This is a genomic window from Neobacillus vireti (assembly GCF_036962465.1).
GTDB lineage: Bacteria > Bacillota > Bacilli > Bacillales > Cytobacillaceae > Neobacillus > Neobacillus vireti_B.
The window spans coordinates 1-19,359 of record NZ_JBALNF010000075.1 but is presented as its reverse complement, the minus strand read 5'-3'; the positions used below and the strand labels follow the sequence as shown (position 1 = coordinate 19,359).

General features: G+C 39.3%; 19 protein-coding genes. 3 read left to right on the top strand and 16 right to left on the bottom strand.

Annotated features, from left to right (window positions below; translation table 11 throughout):
• Positions 1–307: 307 nt before the first annotated feature.
• Complete coding sequence (locus V7077_RS25595) at positions 308–1,324, bottom strand: SDR family oxidoreductase (RefSeq protein ID WP_335507195.1); 1,017 nt, start codon at positions 1,322–1,324, stop codon at positions 308–310.
• A 190-nt stretch (positions 1,325–1,514) separates the two neighbouring features.
• On the opposite strand from V7077_RS25595, the gene V7077_RS25590 reads away from it, so the two are divergent.
• Positions 1,515–2,711: a TetR/AcrR family transcriptional regulator gene (locus tag V7077_RS25590; protein ID WP_335507193.1), complete on the top strand. Its 1,197-nt coding sequence runs from the start codon at positions 1,515–1,517 to the stop codon at positions 2,709–2,711.
• 60 nt (positions 2,712–2,771) lie between these two features.
• Here the strand turns inward: V7077_RS25590 and V7077_RS25585 are convergent, their stop codons facing one another.
• From V7077_RS25585 to V7077_RS25550, 8 genes are all read right to left on the bottom strand, one after another.
• Positions 2,772–3,917: an NAD(P)H-dependent flavin oxidoreductase gene (locus V7077_RS25585; protein ID WP_335507191.1), complete on the bottom strand. Its 1,146-nt coding sequence runs from the start codon at positions 3,915–3,917 to the stop codon at positions 2,772–2,774.
• 37 nt (positions 3,918–3,954) lie between these two features.
• On the bottom strand, positions 3,955–4,887 hold the full coding sequence (locus V7077_RS25580) for an MBL fold metallo-hydrolase (protein WP_335507189.1): 933 nt from the start codon (positions 4,885–4,887) through the stop codon (positions 3,955–3,957).
• Positions 4,877–5,275 (bottom strand): Zn-ribbon domain-containing OB-fold protein, encoded by a 399-nt coding sequence (locus tag V7077_RS25575; protein ID WP_335507188.1) that lies wholly within the window; start codon positions 5,273–5,275, stop codon positions 4,877–4,879. The genes V7077_RS25580 and V7077_RS25575 overlap by 11 nt, the downstream gene beginning before the upstream one ends.
• A gap of 2 nt (positions 5,276–5,277) precedes the next feature.
• Positions 5,278–6,435 carry a thiolase family protein gene (locus tag V7077_RS25570; protein WP_335507186.1) on the bottom strand — a complete coding sequence of 386 codons (1,158 nt, stop codon included), beginning with the start codon at positions 6,433–6,435 and terminating at the stop codon, positions 5,278–5,280.
• A 50-nt stretch (positions 6,436–6,485) separates the two neighbouring features.
• The gene (locus tag V7077_RS25565; protein ID WP_335507183.1) at positions 6,486–7,274 is read right to left on the bottom strand and encodes a crotonase/enoyl-CoA hydratase family protein; all 789 of its coding nucleotides are present in this window, start codon (positions 7,272–7,274) and stop codon (positions 6,486–6,488) included.
• 70 nt (positions 7,275–7,344) lie between these two features.
• A complete protein-coding gene (locus tag V7077_RS25560; RefSeq protein WP_335507181.1) occupies positions 7,345–9,483 on the bottom strand; it encodes an acetate--CoA ligase family protein in 2,139 nt (712 codons plus the stop codon).
• Between the two features lie 25 nt (positions 9,484–9,508).
• Entirely contained in the window at positions 9,509–10,687 is a 1,179-nt protein-coding gene (locus V7077_RS25555) for an acyl-CoA dehydrogenase family protein (protein WP_335507179.1), read from the bottom strand.
• A 17-nt stretch (positions 10,688–10,704) separates the two neighbouring features.
• Positions 10,705–11,880, bottom strand: a complete 1,176-nt coding sequence (locus V7077_RS25550) for an acyl-CoA dehydrogenase family protein (RefSeq protein WP_335507177.1) — start codon at positions 11,878–11,880, stop codon at positions 10,705–10,707.
• A gap of 449 nt (positions 11,881–12,329) precedes the next feature.
• Between V7077_RS25550 and V7077_RS25545 the strand changes: the two genes are divergently transcribed.
• Positions 12,330–13,061, top strand: coding sequence for a YoaK family protein (locus tag V7077_RS25545; RefSeq protein WP_335507175.1), 732 nt, complete (start codon positions 12,330–12,332; stop codon positions 13,059–13,061).
• 49 nt (positions 13,062–13,110) lie between these two features.
• On the opposite strand, the gene V7077_RS25540 is transcribed toward V7077_RS25545, so the two are convergent.
• The gene (locus tag V7077_RS25540) at positions 13,111–13,281 is read right to left on the bottom strand and encodes a hypothetical protein (RefSeq protein ID WP_335507173.1); all 171 of its coding nucleotides are present in this window, start codon (positions 13,279–13,281) and stop codon (positions 13,111–13,113) included.
• Between the two features lie 232 nt (positions 13,282–13,513).
• Positions 13,514–14,059, bottom strand: a complete 546-nt coding sequence (lepB, locus tag V7077_RS25535) for a signal peptidase I (RefSeq protein ID WP_335507171.1) — start codon at positions 14,057–14,059, stop codon at positions 13,514–13,516.
• Between the two features lie 156 nt (positions 14,060–14,215).
• On the opposite strand from lepB, the gene V7077_RS25530 reads away from it, so the two are divergent.
• A complete protein-coding gene (locus V7077_RS25530) occupies positions 14,216–14,692 on the top strand; it encodes a CBO0543 family protein (protein WP_335507170.1) in 477 nt (158 codons plus the stop codon).
• Between the two features lie 871 nt (positions 14,693–15,563).
• Here the strand turns inward: V7077_RS25530 and V7077_RS25525 are convergent.
• The 5 genes from V7077_RS25525 to V7077_RS25505 form a co-directional block, all read right to left on the bottom strand.
• Positions 15,564–15,956: a DUF1801 domain-containing protein gene (locus tag V7077_RS25525; RefSeq protein ID WP_335507168.1), complete on the bottom strand. Its 393-nt coding sequence runs from the start codon at positions 15,954–15,956 to the stop codon at positions 15,564–15,566.
• Between the two features lie 182 nt (positions 15,957–16,138).
• Positions 16,139–16,759, bottom strand: coding sequence for an NAD(P)-dependent oxidoreductase (locus tag V7077_RS25520; RefSeq protein ID WP_335507166.1), 621 nt, complete (start codon positions 16,757–16,759; stop codon positions 16,139–16,141).
• A gap of 262 nt (positions 16,760–17,021) precedes the next feature.
• Complete coding sequence (locus tag V7077_RS25515; protein ID WP_335507164.1) at positions 17,022–17,489, bottom strand: hypothetical protein; 468 nt, start codon at positions 17,487–17,489, stop codon at positions 17,022–17,024.
• 223 nt (positions 17,490–17,712) lie between these two features.
• Entirely contained in the window at positions 17,713–18,870 is a 1,158-nt protein-coding gene (locus V7077_RS25510; protein WP_335507162.1) for an ISL3 family transposase, read from the bottom strand.
• Positions 18,797–19,276 carry a transposase family protein gene (locus V7077_RS25505; protein WP_335507160.1) on the bottom strand — a complete coding sequence of 160 codons (480 nt, stop codon included), beginning with the start codon at positions 19,274–19,276 and terminating at the stop codon, positions 18,797–18,799. The genes V7077_RS25510 and V7077_RS25505 overlap by 74 nt, the downstream gene beginning before the upstream one ends.
• Positions 19,277–19,359 lie beyond the last annotated feature (83 nt).

Below are 19,359 nucleotides of genomic sequence, written 5' to 3'. Positions count from 1 at the left end.
ACCTCACTCTTTTGGCTTTGCCTTGTCCAAAGTTGGTTCGACTTCGGACACAATTTCGCTCTTTTGGCTTTGCCTTGTCCGAAGTGGGTTCGAGAACTTTCTGAAGTCAGGAATGATTAAACCGATTTTGGGGTTTATAACGGACTATATAAAAAAAGCCTACTGTAGTCGTTCGATAGCATTACTACAGTAGGCTTTTGCTGCTTATAGGTATTAACCTCTAAAAAAGGCCAAACAAAACATTGCCCTTTTGCTGTCACCTGTTCCAATGGTATATTCATGCAAAAAGAGTATTCCTTTAACGAGTCTATTCATTAATAATTTTTAAAGCCGTATTTAATGCATCCACTACTCTGTCACACCAATGATCAAATTCCTCATCCGGTATTTGTAGTTCAGGATGAGCTACTATGTACTCAACCGTTTGTTTAATCCCTTGGTCAAATCGGGTCGTCGCCACAAAATCAGGAACTAGTCTTTTCAGTTTCGAATTATCGAAAACGACGGAATTGGCCTTATCTCCCAACAATCCACCTCGATAATCCTCTTTACTGCATGCATCTAAAAATTCCGATGATACATGAATGGCATGGAGTTTTACTCCGAGTGCGTCCGCAATCGCTTCGTAAATTTGACTCCAGGTAAGACTTTCATCTGAAGTAATATGAACAGACTCACCAATTGCATGGATATTGCCCATTAAGCCAATAAAACCTCTCGCAAAATCACGATTGTGGGTCATCGTCCACAAGGACGTACCATCTCCATGAATAATCACCGGTTTATTCTCAAGCATTCGCTTAGCTACCTGCCAGGAACCTTTGCTTCCATGGACGCCAAGTGGAATCGAACGTTCATCATAGGTGTGACTTGGTCTGACAATCGTAATTGGAAAGCCTTCGTCACGATAAAGTTTCAGCAAATACTCTTCACAGGCAATCTTATTTCTCGAATATTGCCAATAGGGATTGGATAATGGCGTTCCTTCTGTAATTCGATAATCAGATAAAGGAGTTTGGTAGGCAGAAGCAGAACTTATAAAGATGAATTGTTTCGTTTTCCCTTTAAATAAGCGATAATCTCTTTCTAGTTGTGCAGGTTCAAACGCTATGAAATCAGCCACAACATCAAACTCTAACCCTTCAATCAATCTGGAAACTTTGTCTTCATCATTGATATCAGCTTGTAGTAAGTTTACGCCTTCTGGCAAGCGATTCTTTTGATTCCCCCTATTTAGCAGGTAAAGTTCAGCTCCATTTGTGACTAATTGTTTTGTAATCGCAGAACTAATGGTTCCCGTCCCCCCGATAAATAACGCCTTCATTTCTCCACCTCCGTTAGGTTAAAAGTAATCCATTCTATTTCGTACGTTAGCAAGTAAGTATTCTATATTGATTCCAAAATACCTTTTTTCTAATCCTGCACCACAGATTGAACACGCTATCATTTTATGTTATGGTTAATTGGTGGAATATTAATAGTATTCAGATTTTATTTTATTGGAGTTGTATTCAATGACAAAAAAACTATTAAAATCGCATAAAGACTTAATGAATTCACTTTTAAAAATGATGTCACAAAAGGACTATTCCACCATTACGGTATCACAAATATGCCATGATGCCGGGTATAATCGGGGTACTTTTTATCAAAATTACTCTAGCAAGGATGACCTGTTAAATGACGTGATTGATACAAAAATAATCGAAATGTTTACTGTACTTAAACCAAAACTTCGCTTCACACAACAATCCTACCAACAACCCTCAGAGGACTTGTCCCTGCACAATTTATTTGTATTTATAAAACAAAATTATTTCTTTTTTAAGACGATGATAGAAGACCGGCATATTATCGGTTTCCGCTCCAAAATCTTTTTACATTACCAACATTATTTAGAAGATCTGTTACGTAATCCGATTGATAATCCGGATAAAGATCCAGGCATTGATAAATTTTACTATGTTTATGTAACTTCTGCATCCCTGGGAATTATGATGTATTGGCTCAATCAAGGTTTGAAACAATCAACTGACTATTTAATTCAACAATTTTTATCCATTGTTTATAAAAGGCCGCATGAGTTAATTTATGGGGACATTCCATTTAAGCACTTCAAATCAAAAACGCAGAAAGAATCTGATCCTAGAATCCTCCGCACAAAAAAAGCACTATCAAATTCTTTCACCCAATTAATGAAAGTCCTCAAATATAGTGATATAAAGGTTACGGATATTTTGGAACATGCTCAGTATAATCGTTCGACTTTTTATTCTCATTATAAAAGCAAGGATGATTTATTTTTTGATGCTGTATCAGATTTTGTAGAGGGGATGGTTCAATCCCTTCGCCAAACCAACGATGATCATTCAATGGATCCTACGATGACACAATCTCCTCTGATTCATTTATTTACCTTTATTTATGAAAACTCCACGATATTAGAAGTGATCGGCGAGAATAATAAGGTTCCCGGTTTTTATAACAAAATCTATTCAGGATTGGTCGCTTTTTTTTATGAGGAATTGGAAGGTCGTTTTGATTATGATATAGGAATTTATTCGAATTATCTTGCCTCGACCTTATTAGGTGTAATTAGTTTGTGGATTTCCGAGGAATTGAGATACTCTCCACGCTATATGGCAAAATTATTTAAGCTGTCCCTCAATAACCCGCCGAATAGAAGAACCAATAAAACTTTGGTATTTTAAGAGAATCAAGGCTAACATCCAATCAGATGTTAGCCTTGATTCTTTTAAACTGATAGAAGTTTATCTCGAAGGGGAACCTGTTTTTCCTAGCTTTTCCATCACGGTTTCATATTCCTTTACCAACTTATTTAGTACCTCTGCCGCTGGTCTCTCTTCTGTTAACATGCCAACATTCTGTCCAATAAAGTAGTTAACCAGTTCAGTAGCGCCCTTTTTACCTTTTAGTGCGTCTTCTTCAATCCTTTGTTTGGCTTCGCTGATTAACAGACTGTGTAATGGCATTGGTAATGGATCTGGATTTTTAGGGTCTTCCCAAGCATCTGTCCATGCGGACTTAAGCTGTCTTGCATGTTTCCCTGTCGATGAACGGGACCTAAGTGTATCAGCAGAAGTCGCTTGGGCAAATTTTTTCTTCACGACAGGATGGGTTTCTGATTCTTCCGTCATTAACCACACAGATCCTGTCCAAACACCCTGTGCTCCTAATGCCATGGCCGCTGCAATCTGGCGCCCATCTGCAACTCCTCCCGCCATGATAACGGGGATCGGTGCCACTGCGTCCACCACTTGGGGAACAAGAACGGTATTGGCAATATCACCGGTATGCCCGCCTGCTTCATAACCCTGTGCAATCACGATATCCACTCCGGCTTCTTTTTGTTTCAATGCATGCTTTACCTGCCCGACAAGTGCGCCAATTTTAATTCCTTGGGCATGTGCTCTTTCCCTGAACTCAGCGGGGAAGATGCCAAGTGCATTGACCAATAGTTTTATCGGATAGTTGAAAGCAACATTAACAAGTGCGCGTGCTCCACTTAAGCTAACGGATGAGCCGGCTTTGGACGTTAACGAATCCGCCTTTTGCCGATCTTCTATTTCAGATACCTCGTAATCTTCTAAAAGATGATTTAGGAAATCTTTATGTCCTTGAGGGATATGTTTTTGTAATGCTTCGAGTGTGAGTCCACCCTCTTCCATGCCGACATATTTGTTTGGTAAAATCAGGTCTACGCCAAAAGATTTTCCAGGACATGCCTCCGTTATTTTTTGCATAGCACGATCAAACTCTTCCGGCGTCATTCCCGAAGCACCCAAAACCCCCATACCGCCTGCATTACTGACTGCAATAACCACGTCAGGACTGTGTGTAAAGGCAAATACAGGAACTTTCATACTATATTCTTCACAAATTGCGTTTTTTATCATTCTTAATCACCCCATTATTATTTTTTTAAAAAGTTCATTAACCAATCGCTTGATAGTAAACTTTTCCGTTTTGTTGCTTACTGTTTACCTTTCCAATCGACTCTAAATAGAGCAGTCTCGTAATAATGGCCATGAATTGTTCAATCTGGAATCGTTGATTTTGTTTCTTATAAATCATTTCAGAAATTTGTGCAGCAGATAATGCATCATTGCTTAAAATATCCAGCATCTGGTTTAATCGATGCTGCTGCCTGGCTTGAATTTCGTCAATTCTTGCTTGTAAGTCATCAATCAAACCGCCGTGGCCTGTCAGGGCTACTTTCACCGGATACGTTTTGATCAAGTCCAGTGAGGTGAAATAGTCTTGTAACGGATTCTCCCCTTCTTCTCCCCTAAGCTCGATCATCGGTGAAATATCCGCCAAAACATGATCACTAACCATCATGATTTGTAATTCCGGGTTGTAGAAACAGAATTGATCTTTCGCATGACCGGGTGTCCAAATCGCTTCAAACGAATCGTTTCCAAATTTGATGGTTTCACCATGTTGATAAATCGAATCAGGTAAGAAATCAAACGGGGATGGGCTTGAAAGAACTGCTTTCGGTAATTTTGGCCCACCGTGTTTTAGAAACAGATCATTCAACGGGCTCCCATCCAGATACCTTTGTTTGATTCGCTCTAATTCGATGATGCTATAGTTTGAAACCATTACAGGAACCTGTAATTCCTCCTGAAACCAGCCCGCCAGTCCGCAATGATCGGGATGCGTATGTGTCAGAATCACCTTTTCAATGACAATCCCTGATTTACGGAGCTGTTCCCAAACGTTAATCGATTCAATGGTGTCTCCCGTATCGATAACGGTATAACCATTTTCTCCCTCTATTAGATAGGAGTTAACCGATTGTAAACTATACGGTAAGGGCAACAGCACTTGGTAGATGCCTTTAACGATTTTATTTAACATTTCCAACCGGCCGAAATAACGGGATTTTTTGGCTATCTTGTTCTTCAAATAGTACTTCTACTTCTTGGCCGATAAACACTTCTTCCGGATTGTTGACAACGATCCTTGTACCGATTGTTGGCCCTTCCTCCAATTCGACCAAGGCTGCTGCATAGGGAACCATGTCTTTAAATCTTGGCATCCCATCCATCCTGACAATTGAATAGGTTAGGATTTTCCCTTTGCCAGAAGCCTTTACAAACGATAAATTCCCCATATCCTTTGGACAAATCGCTCTTGGGTAAAAAACATATTCCCCACAGTTATCACATTTTTGAATGAGCAATTCCGATCGATTGGCCCCTTCGTAAAATTCCTTTGTTTCTTTGTTGATATAGTTTATAGCCATGATTATCCCCTCCTTAAGACGAGTGTACATTCATTGGAGAAGAGTCCGCCATTTGTATTGGTAACCCCAACCTCCAAATTTGGGACTTGCCGAACGCCCGCTTTCCCCATTAACTGACGAACCACTTCGACGACATTCACCATTCCCCCGGCATCTCCCGGCTGTCCTGCCGATAACTGCCCGCCGCTTGTGTTCACAGGGAAATCCCCTTTAAACGTTAAATCATGCTCCTCGATAAAACGGGCCCCTTCTCCTTTTTTACAAAAGCCCATATCCTCAATGGTTAGAAGGACCGCGATGGTATAGCAATCATAAAAGCCGCATATATCGATGTTGTCTACCGTAACGCCGGCCATTTCAAAGGCAATAGAAGAAGCTTTCTTTATGGGTGTCACGATGCCATTTCTCAGCAGATCTGCATCGGATAATAAGAAGTGAGTACTATGAAAACCTGCCCCCTCGATATAAACAGGTGTGTTTGAAATCGATTTTGCCTCTTCCCCTTTGCTGACAACAAAAGCAACAGCCCCATCACAAGGAGAAACAATTTCAAAAAGATGCAATGGTGTACTAATGACGGGTGAATTCAGCACCGCTTCAATGGTTAATTCTTTGTGACCGAATAACGCATTATCGTTATGATTGGCATTATACCGTTGGTGAACGGCAATTTTTGCCCTTTGCAATTGGGTATCGCCGTACAGATGTTCATATAAATTGGTTACCATCGCATAATTGGTGGTGGCGCCGCCGCCAAAATAAAGCGAATTAAAATTGGCATTTAAATCATGCGGTTCGGCCGAATGATGTTTCAAAAAATTCAAGTCCGCGCCTACGACCAGAACATTTCTTGCTGCTCCGCTCGCCACTGCTTCAGCCGCCTGTTTTAGCCCATATCCACCTGAAGCACCGTAAACAGACACCTCATCACTGTAGGTCGGTTTGATTCCTAAATAATTGGCCAACGTATTATTTAAACGGGCTGCCGTCGATAATGGACTTAAGGTCACAATCCCATCGATATCGGCAATGGTTAATTCGGCATCGCGAATCGCAAGAATGGATGCTTCACTGGCTAATTCAAAAATGGTTTTTCCGCTATCCTTCGTAAATGGAGTTTCCCCAAACCCAACAATGGCTGATTTCCCTCGGATACTCACGTCCGTCCCTCCCTACTACCTACAAACAATTTGTTTTATTTAGGTATCGTTTATCGTCCCGCCCATTCCGGCTTTCTTTTTTCAGCGAAGGCCCGAGGTCCCTCTTTACTATCTTGGGACTCCATCACTCTGCTTGTGTATTCCTGATTGATTTCCCATGCTCTTGATGGGTGATCGAGCGGCACGTCTAACCCGCGATAGACAATGTCTTTACTTACGCTTACCGCGACTGGTGCATTTACGATAATTTCATCCGCAAGTTCAATCGCTTTTTCCAATAGTTGTTCGTGAGGAACCACCCGATTGACCAATCCCCACTCGCTTGCTTCTTGTGGGGACATGGACTTGCCAGTCAGGATCAGTTCCATGGCAACTTTTAATGGTAACTGCCTTGGTAAACGAAGCAGCCCGCCGGCACCGGCGATGATTCCCCGCTTCACTTCTGGGAGGCCGAATGCAGCTTTTTCTGAAGCAACAATCAAATCACAAGCCAAGGCGATTTCCGTTCCTCCACCTAATGCAAACCCATTTACGGCTGCGATAATCGGTTTATTAATATAGTGTTGGGCGATACCGGCAAATCCCCATTTTTCCCCGCCTTCTGGAAAAATGCTTTCGCCCTTCGCAACTGCTTTTAAATCCGCCCCTGCACAAAACGCCCGGTCTCCTGCGCCTGTAATAATCGCACACCACAAGTTTGAATCTTCAGCATAATCCTCCAATGCCGTTCCAATACCTTCCCAGACTTCTGCGTCGACTGCATTCATCGCCTCTGGTCGGTTAATCGTAATAATCGCAATTCTTCCCCGTTTTTCATATAAAACCTTTTCCTTAGTCATCTTGTGACACCTCTCCTGTCATTTTTACTTTTATGAGGTACCTTGTAAAATGCGTACATGCTGAAAGAACTTAGTGTTTTACGGCTTCTTTCGCTACTTCTGTCACGGTAATTAATCCATCCAGCGCCATTACACCTTTTCCTTCTTCACGAACAATTAATGGATTTATTTCGATTTCTGACCAGCCGTCACCCAGGCTCAAGGCCAGATGAGAAATAGCGGATAACACGCTGGCAAGGGCCGTAACGTCATAGTTTACTCCGTTTCGGAACCTTTTAAAAAGCGGATAACTTTTCAATTCCTTTACCATCTCGAGCGCATCTTTTTCGGTAATGGGCAGTAACCGTTGGGAGACATCTTTCAATACCTCTACATACACTCCGCCTAAGCCACACATGATAATCGGCCCAAAAACGGGATCACGGTTTACCCCCACAATGGTTTCAAGGAATGGTCCTTCCACAAGTTCCTCTATTAAAATGCCTTCCATTCTAGCATTTGGGGCATGATTTTTTACATTTTCTGTAATAGTATGATAGGCCCTTATCAATTCCTTTTCATTCTTAATCGGTAACACCACACCGCCAACATCACTTTTATGGGTAATTTCCTGTGAAACGACTTTAGCCACTAACGGGAATTGTAAGGCAGCGGCTTTTTCAACGAGTTCTTCTTCGTTTTTAGCAACAGCTCCATTTGGTACTGGTATGTTTGAATCTTTTAGTAGTGATTTCACCTTCGGTTCGGTGACCGTTGTGGCCTGTAGAAGATTGAACTTCGTCTGATGATCAGAGTTTGAAGCGGTGTTGATTCGATCCCGCTCGGCATAGACTTTTTGATAGTTTACTAGATAATCTAGCCCTTTGATCGCACTTATTACATTGCTATAGGCAGGTACGTTATTTCCATTTAAAAAATGTCTAACCGGGCTTACCTCTTCTTCACTTCCTGTTGTTAGAACGAAAATCGGCTTTCCTGTTGTGTTGGAAACGTCTATCACGTCCTTGGCAAAATGCAATCCACCGTTTGATTTTCCTAATGGTAGGTGAGCAATAATCGAGTCTACTTCTTCAGCTTCTGCCAAGGTTTGCAGACAATGTTTATAAATAGCAGGATTCATGACTAGCGTACTGGCAATATCGACTGGATTATCGACAGGAAGATAATCAGCCACTACTTCTCTTAACCTATTTTTGGTTTGATCTGTTAATGAAACCAATTCCTGGTTATATTCAGTCAAGTTATCCGCAATCATGATCCCGGTTGCTCCGGAAATAACGACCGTTGCCACCCGATTGCCCTTCGGAAATTTCTTGCCGTTGAAAGCTTTTAGGGCATCTATGATCTCTTCGACCGTATCCACTGAAACCAACCCGTATTTTTCGGCGACAAGTTCAAATGACTTACTTGAACCCGTTAATGAGGCTGTATGGGACAAGGCGGCTTTCTTGCCTGCTTCCGATCGTCCGGATTTATAGACGATAATCGGTTTATGCTGTTGTAATGCCCTTGCTCCAATTTCTTTTAATTGTTCCCCATTTGGTACCGCTTCCATATAAGAGGCAATTACTTCCGTCTTTTCATCCTCAAGTAAAAATTCCATCACATCCAGCGTGGTGGTGTTTAGTTGATTTCCGGTGGTAATCATATAAGCAAAGCCTAATTTTTCATCTTCCCCTTTTGTTAAAATGGTGTGGCCTGTCGCTCCGCTTTGCGATACCAATCCCACATTCCCTTGGATCCACTTTAGCGATTCTACGGTGGAAAAGGACAAATTAATTTTCTCCGCCACATTGGTGATGCCCATTGTATTTGGCCCAATGACCCTGATGTTAAACTCTTCACAAATTTTCCTGATTTCTTCTTGTTTTTGTTTCCCTTCTTCTCCCATCTCGGCAAAACCGGCGCTAAAGATCACGGCATAGGAAACTTTTTTTTCCGCACATTCCTTTATGGCATTCTCGACAAAAGCTAAAGGAACGGCAATAATGGCAACATCTACCTCTCCAGGAACGTCAGCAACAGAGGGAAAACACGGAAAGCCCTCTAACTCTTCATAACGGGGATTAACACAATACACATTCCCTTTAAACCCCAAATCAATAAAATTACGTACGGTATTATGTCCGATCGATCCCTTTTTTTGTGAAGCCCCCACAATCACGACGGACCTCGGCCGTAATAAATACTCCATTTTGTTTTCTGCCATATTCCCATCTCCTCCCAAATAGTCGTTAAATAGAATAGGTTACTTCCATTTTCGTTTTTGGTTTCTTTGCTTGATTGGAAGTCATCCATTTCATTATTTGAGTCAAGTGATCATCTCTCGTTCCAAAGGATAGTTCGGTTGCCTTTGCACGATTCGACCATAGAAATAAATCCGATTCCGTGGCGTAGCCCATGCCTCCCCATAATTGATGGGCCATGACAGTGATTGTTTTATAGGATTCACTTGCAAATGCCTTTGCAATGGAAACTTCCCGGTCTGCAGCAAGGCCTTCCGCCAGATTGGATACGGCTTGGTACGCGGCCAATTCCGATCCATCCCGATAGGTAGCTAAATCTGCCAGGTGATGTTGAACGGCTTGGAAGCTGCCAATGGGTACACCAAACTGTTTTCGTTGGGACACATATTCTACGGTACTTTGGACCACTTTTTTCATTCCGCCGACCATTTCCATCGTTTGTAAAGCAGTAGCCTTTTTAATGGCTGCTTCTAGGCCTTCCAGAGCTTGTTCCGGTTCTCCTAATACCTCATCCTGTCCCAATTCTACTTCTGTGAAAGTGACTAAACTCTGCCTGTCTTTTCCAAAAGTTGAATGTTGTTTTATCTCTACGCCTTCATTTGCTGGATTGACTAAAAAAGCGGTTAATCCTTCATTTGTCTGTTCATCTTCCGTTCGTGCCATCACTATCAGCGGATCGGCAAGATGGGCATTTTGAATAAAACTTTTCGTTCCAGTTAAGTAATAACGATCCTTCACCTTACGGGCGACCGTCTGATAACAATTGGTATTGTGAATTGCTTGTGGCTCCATATAAGCGATCGTTGAAATGATCTTACCAAATGCAATATTTGATAAATACTTGGCTTTTTGCTCTTCGGTACCGATCTCTTCTATTAAAAATGAGGCCAATAATGTACTATAATAGGTGGTTGGCAAAAGGACTTTTCCTGATTCTTCATAGACAATCCCCAAGTCAAAAAGCGTCCCGCCGGCACCATTGTATTTTTCAGGAATGGCAATTGACAGCCAGCCGCCATCACTTAGTTTCTTCCATAATTCTTGTGAATGGCCGGTAGAATCCGGAGTTTGTAATTTCCTTACCAAGTCGATTGGAACCTCTTTTTCAAAGAATTTCCGAACGGAACTTTGTAGCATCTGTTGTTCTTCCGTAAATGTCATATTCATCCGTCATACCTCCGTACTTATTTTCTTGGCAGCCCAAGCCCACGTTGAGCAATGATATTTCTTTGCACCTCATTCGTGCCTCCTCCAAAGCGATGGAATGGGGCCAGTCGGTACAAATGCTCTAACTCTCCTGCAAGTGGAGCCGATTCATCCTCTTTGTTTAATTGACCATACATATTGACGATCTGCATGCCATAATCAGCGACTTTTGTGTACAACTCGGTGGCAAATACCTTCATCATGGACGCTTCGGAGGAAATTTCCCGTCCTGAATCTAGTAAACTTGCCCCGCGGTAGCCAAATAGTTTCGCAATTTCCAAGTCCACATGAAGTTCCGCCAATTTATTCTTCACATCAGGACGAGTAATGAGCAGTTGTCCATCGATAATGGTATGCTTACAAAAATTTACCAAATCATCATAAACCCGCCTTAGTTCAGCTGAGCCACCCATTAGTACCCTTTCACTATCAAGTGCGCCTGTTAAAATTCTCCACCCCTGATTAGCCTCTCCGATCAGATTGTTTTTTGGAACTCTTACATTTTCAAAGAACACATCATTTGTTGTATGATTTCCCCATGTTCTTTGTTTTACGAGCGTGACTCCCGGTGCATGATTTGGAATAATGATGACGGAAATCCCTTTATGTTTTGGCAGAGCAGGATCCGTCCGTACAGCAACCCATTGATGGGTTACCTTGTGCCCTAATGTATTCCAGGTTTTTTGCCCATTTATGACCCATTCATCCCCATCTAAGACGGCGGTTGTTTGAAGGCCTGCCAGGTCTGTCCCGGCATTCGGCTCTGAGTACCCAAGGGCAAAATCTGCTTCACCAGCCATGATCTTCGGGAGCCATTCCTTTTTATTCTCTTCCGTACCAAACATAAAAATCGCCGGCGCCACAATGGAAAGTGCTGCTCCTGTAGGATGGGGCGCCTTTGCATAGACAAATTCTTCATGAAAGATAAACTTTTCTATAGCGGTAAGGCCTAATCCCCCCATTTCCTTTGGCCAATTAATGGCGGCCCAGCCTTTTTCAACTAGTCTTCTACGATACTCTCTTTCTAGGGGACCTGTTGGTTTATCTTCGTTTTCTTCGACTTCGTGAAGCAACTCTGGTGTGATGATTTCTCGTAAGAATTCTCTGATTTCCTGTTGCCAGGTTAGTTGTTCCTCTGTTAATTGAAACCGCATCGATTTACCTCCTTCCTATTGTAAGCGTTTTCTGTATTCATTATATTTTTAATATTCTATCCTTTCAATGAACATAAAAGGCACTATTACTGTTTAATCAACAAATGCTATAAAGAACGTACACTATCTCATAAATAAACCACGTTTTTGCCTGATTTGTTCCCTCACGCCAGGTTCGAATCGTTACTAAAACAAGCCGTATCCATAAGGAAACGGCTTGTTTATTGTTAACTCATTGTATTTTTCATAAATACCTCTACTTGTTTCGGGTGATGTTGCTACTAAAACACAACTACTCCCTAAACGAACAAAATTCGACATAAAGTTTTCATAAATCCCGATTTTCTTACTACGTTCATGTAATTTCCATTGACCTGACACTAATAATCTCTTACTATTTTACTGTCTTAGTTTATTTTCATTATTACAAATGAGTAAGGAGCTTTTTTATGGAAGATAAACAGAAGAAACCTCTATCGTTATCGTCAAATTCCGTGCGTTTAGGTGTATTATTGGCTTTGGTTGGAGGATTTCTAGATGCTTACACTTTCATTAGCCGGGATGGTGTATTTGCGAATGCCCAAACAGGAAACATGGTACTGTTAGCCGTAAAAGCAGCTAACCGTGACTGGATGGGGATGTTACTGTATATTCCGCCCGTCATTGCGTTTATATTAGGGGTTTTGATTTCTGAAATTTTCAAGACTCCTCGTGTTCGGCATTTAGTTTTTAGCTATAGACGATCCATCCTCATACTAGAATGTCTCGTGTTAATTTTTGTTGGGTTTTTACCGAGCAGTGTTCCGAATATGGTTGTGACGGTGTCCATTGCATTTGTGTCTTCCCTGCAAATTTCTACTTTTAATAAATTAGACCGGTGGGCGTATAACTCCACGATGACGACAGGAAATTTAAGGACTGCTACTCAAGCTGCTTATTTAGCTATTAAAGAACATAACCAAGAAGCTAAAAAGCAATTCCAGGAATTCTTTTTCATCATTTCATCCTTTATATTTGGTGCTTTAACCGGAACTTTTTCCACTACGTATATAGGGAATCGAGCTATTTGGATTGCCTCATGCATTCTGATTGTTGCGCTTGTTCTTTATCATAGAGACAGAGGATTTATCCGAAAACAGGAAGAGTGTCATAAAGACCATATGAAACTTGCTCAAGGATAAATAATTTTCAGGCCTGTCCACTACTTTGGACAGGCTCTTTTATTAATGTCTACCCTGCTTTTTCTACAAGACAGTTTTTTTCCCATTTTTCATATTCTTTCGATGCTGTCCAACTTAACCATGAGACTAGAATTCTTAATTCATTGGGTCCGACATACCAGTATTCCCAACGCTTCTTTTCAGAATTTTGATAAATCCCGGTTTTGTAGACATAATGCATGTGAAAACACCCCTTGTTTTCCAATTATTTTAATAATTTTCTGAAAATTAACTATTAAAATAAATATTCTCCTTATCTCCAAAAACTCCTGCTAAAGCGTTATCATTTATTCAAATTTAGAAAGCTATAATAAAGTCGGTATGTTTTTAAATAAAATGAGGTAAACCCTTCCTGGATTAACTCAGCAGATGGTTTGAGGAAGAGTCAGCCCAACGAAATGCATAAGTAGCAATTAGTTATTTACAATTTTAAATTCTTTTATTGGATAATAAACAACATTTGTTGTTCCTATTACCTTTTCCATTGGTATCGATCCAATATCACGGCTGTCTTTGCTATGCCTTCTGTTATCCCCCATTACAAACAAACTATCTTTAGGGACTGTATCATTACCTACAGCGGTCTCCTTTAATGTGAAAGAGTATGTCAAAGTTTCATCATTAAGTCTTTTCTTATATTTTTCTAGATAAGGTTCGTTGTATGCTTTTCCGTTTATATATAAAACATCATTTTTATACTCAATCCTGTCACCTGGAAGGCCGATTACACGTTTTATGTAATCCCTACCGTCTGGGGCGTGAAATACCACAATATCAAATCTTTTCGGTTCTCCCATTTTGGTTACAACCATACGGTCCTTGTCTTGGAGGGTGGGGTTCATTGATTTACCTTCAACAACAATGGGGGTAAAGAAAAAAGAGCGAATAATAAATGCAATAACAAGTGCACCCACTATTGATTTAACCCATTCAAACGTTTCATTTTTCTTCTTTGTCATTACTCATCCTCCCTTAAAATTCATCTGAATGCATATCCTCATTTTACCATATTTGTTTGGGCATATATTACTTTTCTTAAGCTATTTCACATTGAAAAATAAACGGTAAAATCTCCTCTATTGGTCAAACTAAAGATAAGAAAAAGGAGGAGCAATATGGTTAATAAGTTTGAAATAAGGATATTAAGAATACTTTTTATCTTTGGAATCGGTGCTTTATTAAATTTAATAAGAAAGCCCCCGATGAAGGATTGGATAATAATTTTTTTGTTGAAAAGTTACATTGCCTCCATTTTGGATAATCTACTTGTGAAAAAAGGATATTTTAAGTACCCAGTTAACTTATTTAAAACCTTTGATATAAGTGTTTTGTTTAGTTATTTAATCTTTCCTATTTCCTGTATTTATTTCAATCAAGTTACTAAGAATTCAACAAATAAAGGCATCTTATTAAAGTGCTTATTATTTAGTCTGCCATCTGCAGTAGCGGAACATTGGCTGGAAAAAAATACAAAATTAATTAAATATAAAAAATCCTGGACCTCGGTGCATAGTTTCTTTTCAATTGCTTCAACTTTCCTATTGTCTAGATTTCTAATAGCACTAATTAGAAAGGCTACACAGAAACAATGACTGTTGTGTGAGTTGTTTCTGTGCGTCAATACCAACTTGCTTCTTTAACTTTAACTGCCTTTTACCACCAATGGGAAATTCACTTATCTCAATGTTTTAAGTACACTTTCTCATACTTAAAAAACAATGCCGATTTCCTTTATAAAGAAATCGGCATTATACCTACTATTTCATTCGAGATTTGTGTTATTTTTCGATTTAAATAATTCGTAACAATACTGAAACCCATATAGAGCCAGAGATTTTATTAAAAATAATAAAGATAGCTGAAATTTAGTTAATCTTATTAAAGAAACGTAACGAATTTTCTTAAATACAAACAACATAACATAAGTAAAAAACGAATCCACTACAAGGTTGGTTATAAAATACTTTTTAAAATTACCAAAGGTATACTTTAGAGTCCATAAAGTTCCAATAAAAAATGGTCCTACAATTAGTGGCAATTCCCCCAATACATTTGGTTTTGCTTTGTGGAAGAACCACCACCACTTCTTTCTCTCGGCTATTAATCCTTCAAGGATAAGATAAATTGTAATGAAATAAGCTCCTGGAATAAACCTCTTGATGTTTTTATTCCCCAAAAAGGGTAAAGAAAGCCATGGAATGATTCCCATTAAGAAAATTAGATTACGATATTTCCGCAATAATCCCACATCCATTTATCCTTGTTAGGATTATTGTTACCTGATCATTAAATTTTATCACTATAAATGTACCTGCAGGGTAAGAGGGTGACTTGTTTATTTGATGAAGGTTTAAAGGAAGAATAAGTAATTGGTGTATACTAGGTACGTTCTTTCATAAACAATCCTTTTTAGTGTTATATTAAAAATAGTCGAGGGATTGAAGCCCTCGATTTTTCTATTACTTAAATATTATTGGCATCGGCCCAAGCTTGTCGAATCAAGCCTGCCAATTCATCAGTGCCTGCTTCCTCCTCTGATCTCACTTTTATGTGTCGCATACGTTTCCCAGTGCCTTCTAATTGTTCTTTCGGGTCAAAAAGATTTGCCCCGAAGTAAAAACCCAAACGTACATAATTCCTTTGAGCTGACATGTAACAGATCCACGTTCCTGGCATTTCAGACAATTTGTAGTTAAGGGCGTTATGATACACAAATTCATCTGCACCCGGCATGTTTGCCTTAACGACAAATCGTAATACTTCAATGATTCCTCTAATCTGGGTAGGGAATCTTTCAACAAGCCTCTCAACAGTTTGTACTTTGGAAGTGTTCGGGCCATCAACGCTGTTTTCCATCGCATTACCTCCCTTAATGGATCAATAGTCGTTTAAGGTAATTTTATTTTGCCACTTAGTTGAAAAAGAGAAGATGTTGCTTAGCAATCCAACTGTTCCACTATAGCACCTATTAGATAAGTAATTGTTCACAAACAATAAATTTACGTTGTGACAGCAAGTAATAATGCTAGAGAATATTATTAGTAGGCGATTCCTACACGTGATTTGACATAATCGCTACTTTCTATCTGACGATAAGTAAAATCTGCTGTATCAGGAACTGATATTTTCATACCACCTTCTGGCAAAAAATTACGTTCAATTCGATATTGACCTTCTCTTTCTCCATCTGGCAAATATGTAGGACATACAATCGTCCAATCGAGTGTTGATTGTTTCAGCATCTCGTAAACTTTATGATGTTCTTCTGCTGCACGGGTTGATTTACGCTTTGAATCACTTGACTGATAACGCATTACGGTTGGACTAGTTTTACTTTGTAAGATTCCTGCGGTTCCTATCGTGATAATTCGTTGTATACCTTCGTTTTCCATTGCTTTGATAATTAGTGGCATACTTTCTGATAGAGTGGTTGTGCTATCAGTATTAAGTGCACTAATAACTACATCAATCCCGAGCATTGCACGTACTATATCATTTTTACTTAAAACATTCCCTTGAATAATGGTTAAATTTTCACTATTTATTTGAATCTTTTCCGGATTGCGAACTAATACAGTAACATGATGTCTATCATGAAGGGCATAAGTTACAATTTGACTTCCAACCCGTCCAGTTGCACCTAAAATTAATATATTCAAAGTATCATCCTCCTTTTTACGAATAAAAATATTACAGTACACTATAAATGCTATTATTTCGTCTTTTACAGCATTCTTCAACTACCCTGCCCGGTAGTTGAACAAAAAAAGATTGCTTTCGCAATCCGAGGAAGACTCTAATGATTATTTTCCCTGCTTAAATCCAATCGAATGAAATAAAAACATCCTAATCCTGCGAAAATAATAATTAATTGCTAATTCTTTATAGTTTATGGGCTTCACCAATTCAACTTTTCTTATTTTAATAAGCCCTTTTAATAACTTTTTCTACTAACACTTGATAAAAGTAAATAATAATTGCCAATGAAACCGACAAAATGAAAAAATGTTTAGGTCTCATTTTTTTAAACTCAAATACCCCAACCTTAGTGAAAAATTTAATTATTGGAAAAGACAACAGCCAATCAATAATAATATTAGTTGTAATGTATTTTAAAAAATTCCCGAAAGTTAATTTGAATACCCAAATAGTTGTAATTAAGAATAATCCAAGTAAATAAGAAACATCCAAACGATAATTTGGAAATAATGCATTCTTAACCTTCCACCATTTTTTATTGTCAGCTGTTTCACTTAAAAAACTAAAAATATAGCCAACAAAAGTTGCGACAGGTAAGAATCGAAAAAAAGTATTTTTTCCAATTAAAGGCACAGTTAACCAAGGGACTACCAAAGTACAAGTTGACAAAAATTTCCTAGAGTCCAACATATTAAACCTCCGACACTAATTTATTATAATTAGTATCCAAATACTAACAAAAATTTATTCAACTAAACTCCCTCAATAAAAGGAGCGAAAACACCGATTTTTTCATGTTTTCTTAATAAATGGCTGTGTTAAAGGATGTGGTTCTTACGTCATTTTGGTGAATTCTATCAACCCTGAGTTATAGTGTCATCTTCTGTAAAAAAATTTTTATATTAATATTCTTTTAGGTACTGAAACGTAATCGGTTTAACAATACCGTTATACCTGCACGCCCATACATCATTCTTTTGATATTTTTTAACCTATTAATGGTTCCCTCCGTAATTCCATTTGACCAAGGTAATGTTATCGCGTAATAAACAGCCTTAATATCACTTCGGATGCCTTTAATAAACGTTTGAAAGTGAGTAAAGGATGAATGGTGATGCTCAATTAGCCATTTTCTAAGACCAGACGAATGTTTTTCTTCAAATAAGCGCCTAAAAGATTGAATGAATCCGCTAATTTCCATTAACGATGGAAAAGCCTTTAAAAGGTTGGGATGCAAGGAATTGAATGCTTTCTTATGGTTCTGCACGCTCTTATCCCAAAGAATCCGGATTATTGCTTGTTGAAGATTCAGTGTACGCGGCCTCTTATTTCGAATATCGCGACGCTCGTCCGAAATCATGTAATTTAGTGTGTTGCGGTGTCCATTAAACCCTGCCTTTCTACAGGCAACTTCTATCTCATCTCCCTTTAATCCATCTGCTATCATGCTTCGGATGAGGGGGAGATATCGGTCATATAAAGAATTTCGTTTTAAGGACGGCTTTGATGTCGTAGCTAAATCAGTATAGACTGTGTTACGGGAAATGCCTAGCTGCTTTGCAATCGCCGTGATGTTCTTGCCTTCCTTTCGAAGGCGCTGGACATTTTGAATTCTCTTCCAAACCTTGTCTTCGTGTTTCTCTAGAGGCTCGAGTCGCTTAGGTAAAGGACGCGATGTACTTACCTGTTGGACAGCTTGACCAGGAGGTTTCCATTTTGACGGCACAACAGACTTAATTGTCTTCTTAACTGCATCGAAGAGATGCTGGAAGATATGCCATCTGTCTCCAACCTGTTTGATTTTTAGCGATGCTTCTTCTACCGCACTTTTATAGGCTTGCGCACGATCTCTAGTAATTAGTTGAATTTCAGGATGTACGATAAGCCAGTTTTTTACAGACTCTTTATTTCGGTTAGGCAGAAAATCAAGGATTTCACCTGTAAGAAGGTCAATGAAAATTGTGCCATATCGCTTTCTTTTCTTGAAAGCAAAATCATCAATACCGACGAAAGGGGCAATAACTTGATGGAGCTGAGTCTTCTTTTTTAATTCGGTATAAAATGGCATCATGACTAATTGAAATGTGCATTTCCCGGCAGACTTTTTCTGCGACTAGACAATTATTTGAGAATCCAACGTAATGGATTAGTTTTTCCAGTCTGACCGTTTTTCGTCCGGAAGGATTTAACCAGTTCAAACGTTCTGTAAAAATTTTATTCTTACAGTTTGCATTCACACAGAACCATTTGTGCAGAAGAATAGTCAGGTGAACCGAACGATCTGAAACCGGGAGATCATCTGCTTTTCTTGCATATCGGCTGTGGCGCTGAGAGGATACACACTTACATCCTGGGCATCGAGCGTGTGTTGAACAAACTTTTAACACGACATACATCTCTTCAGACTCTATCAAGGTGTGGATGACTTCAACATTTTGATCGAACTTGAAAAGCTGCTCAGTGCTTGTATTATTCATAGTACACACCGCCTTAAGGGTATTATTAATGCTATACCCGAAAAGCAGTTATAAATGCCTTCACCAAATTTACGTAAGAACCA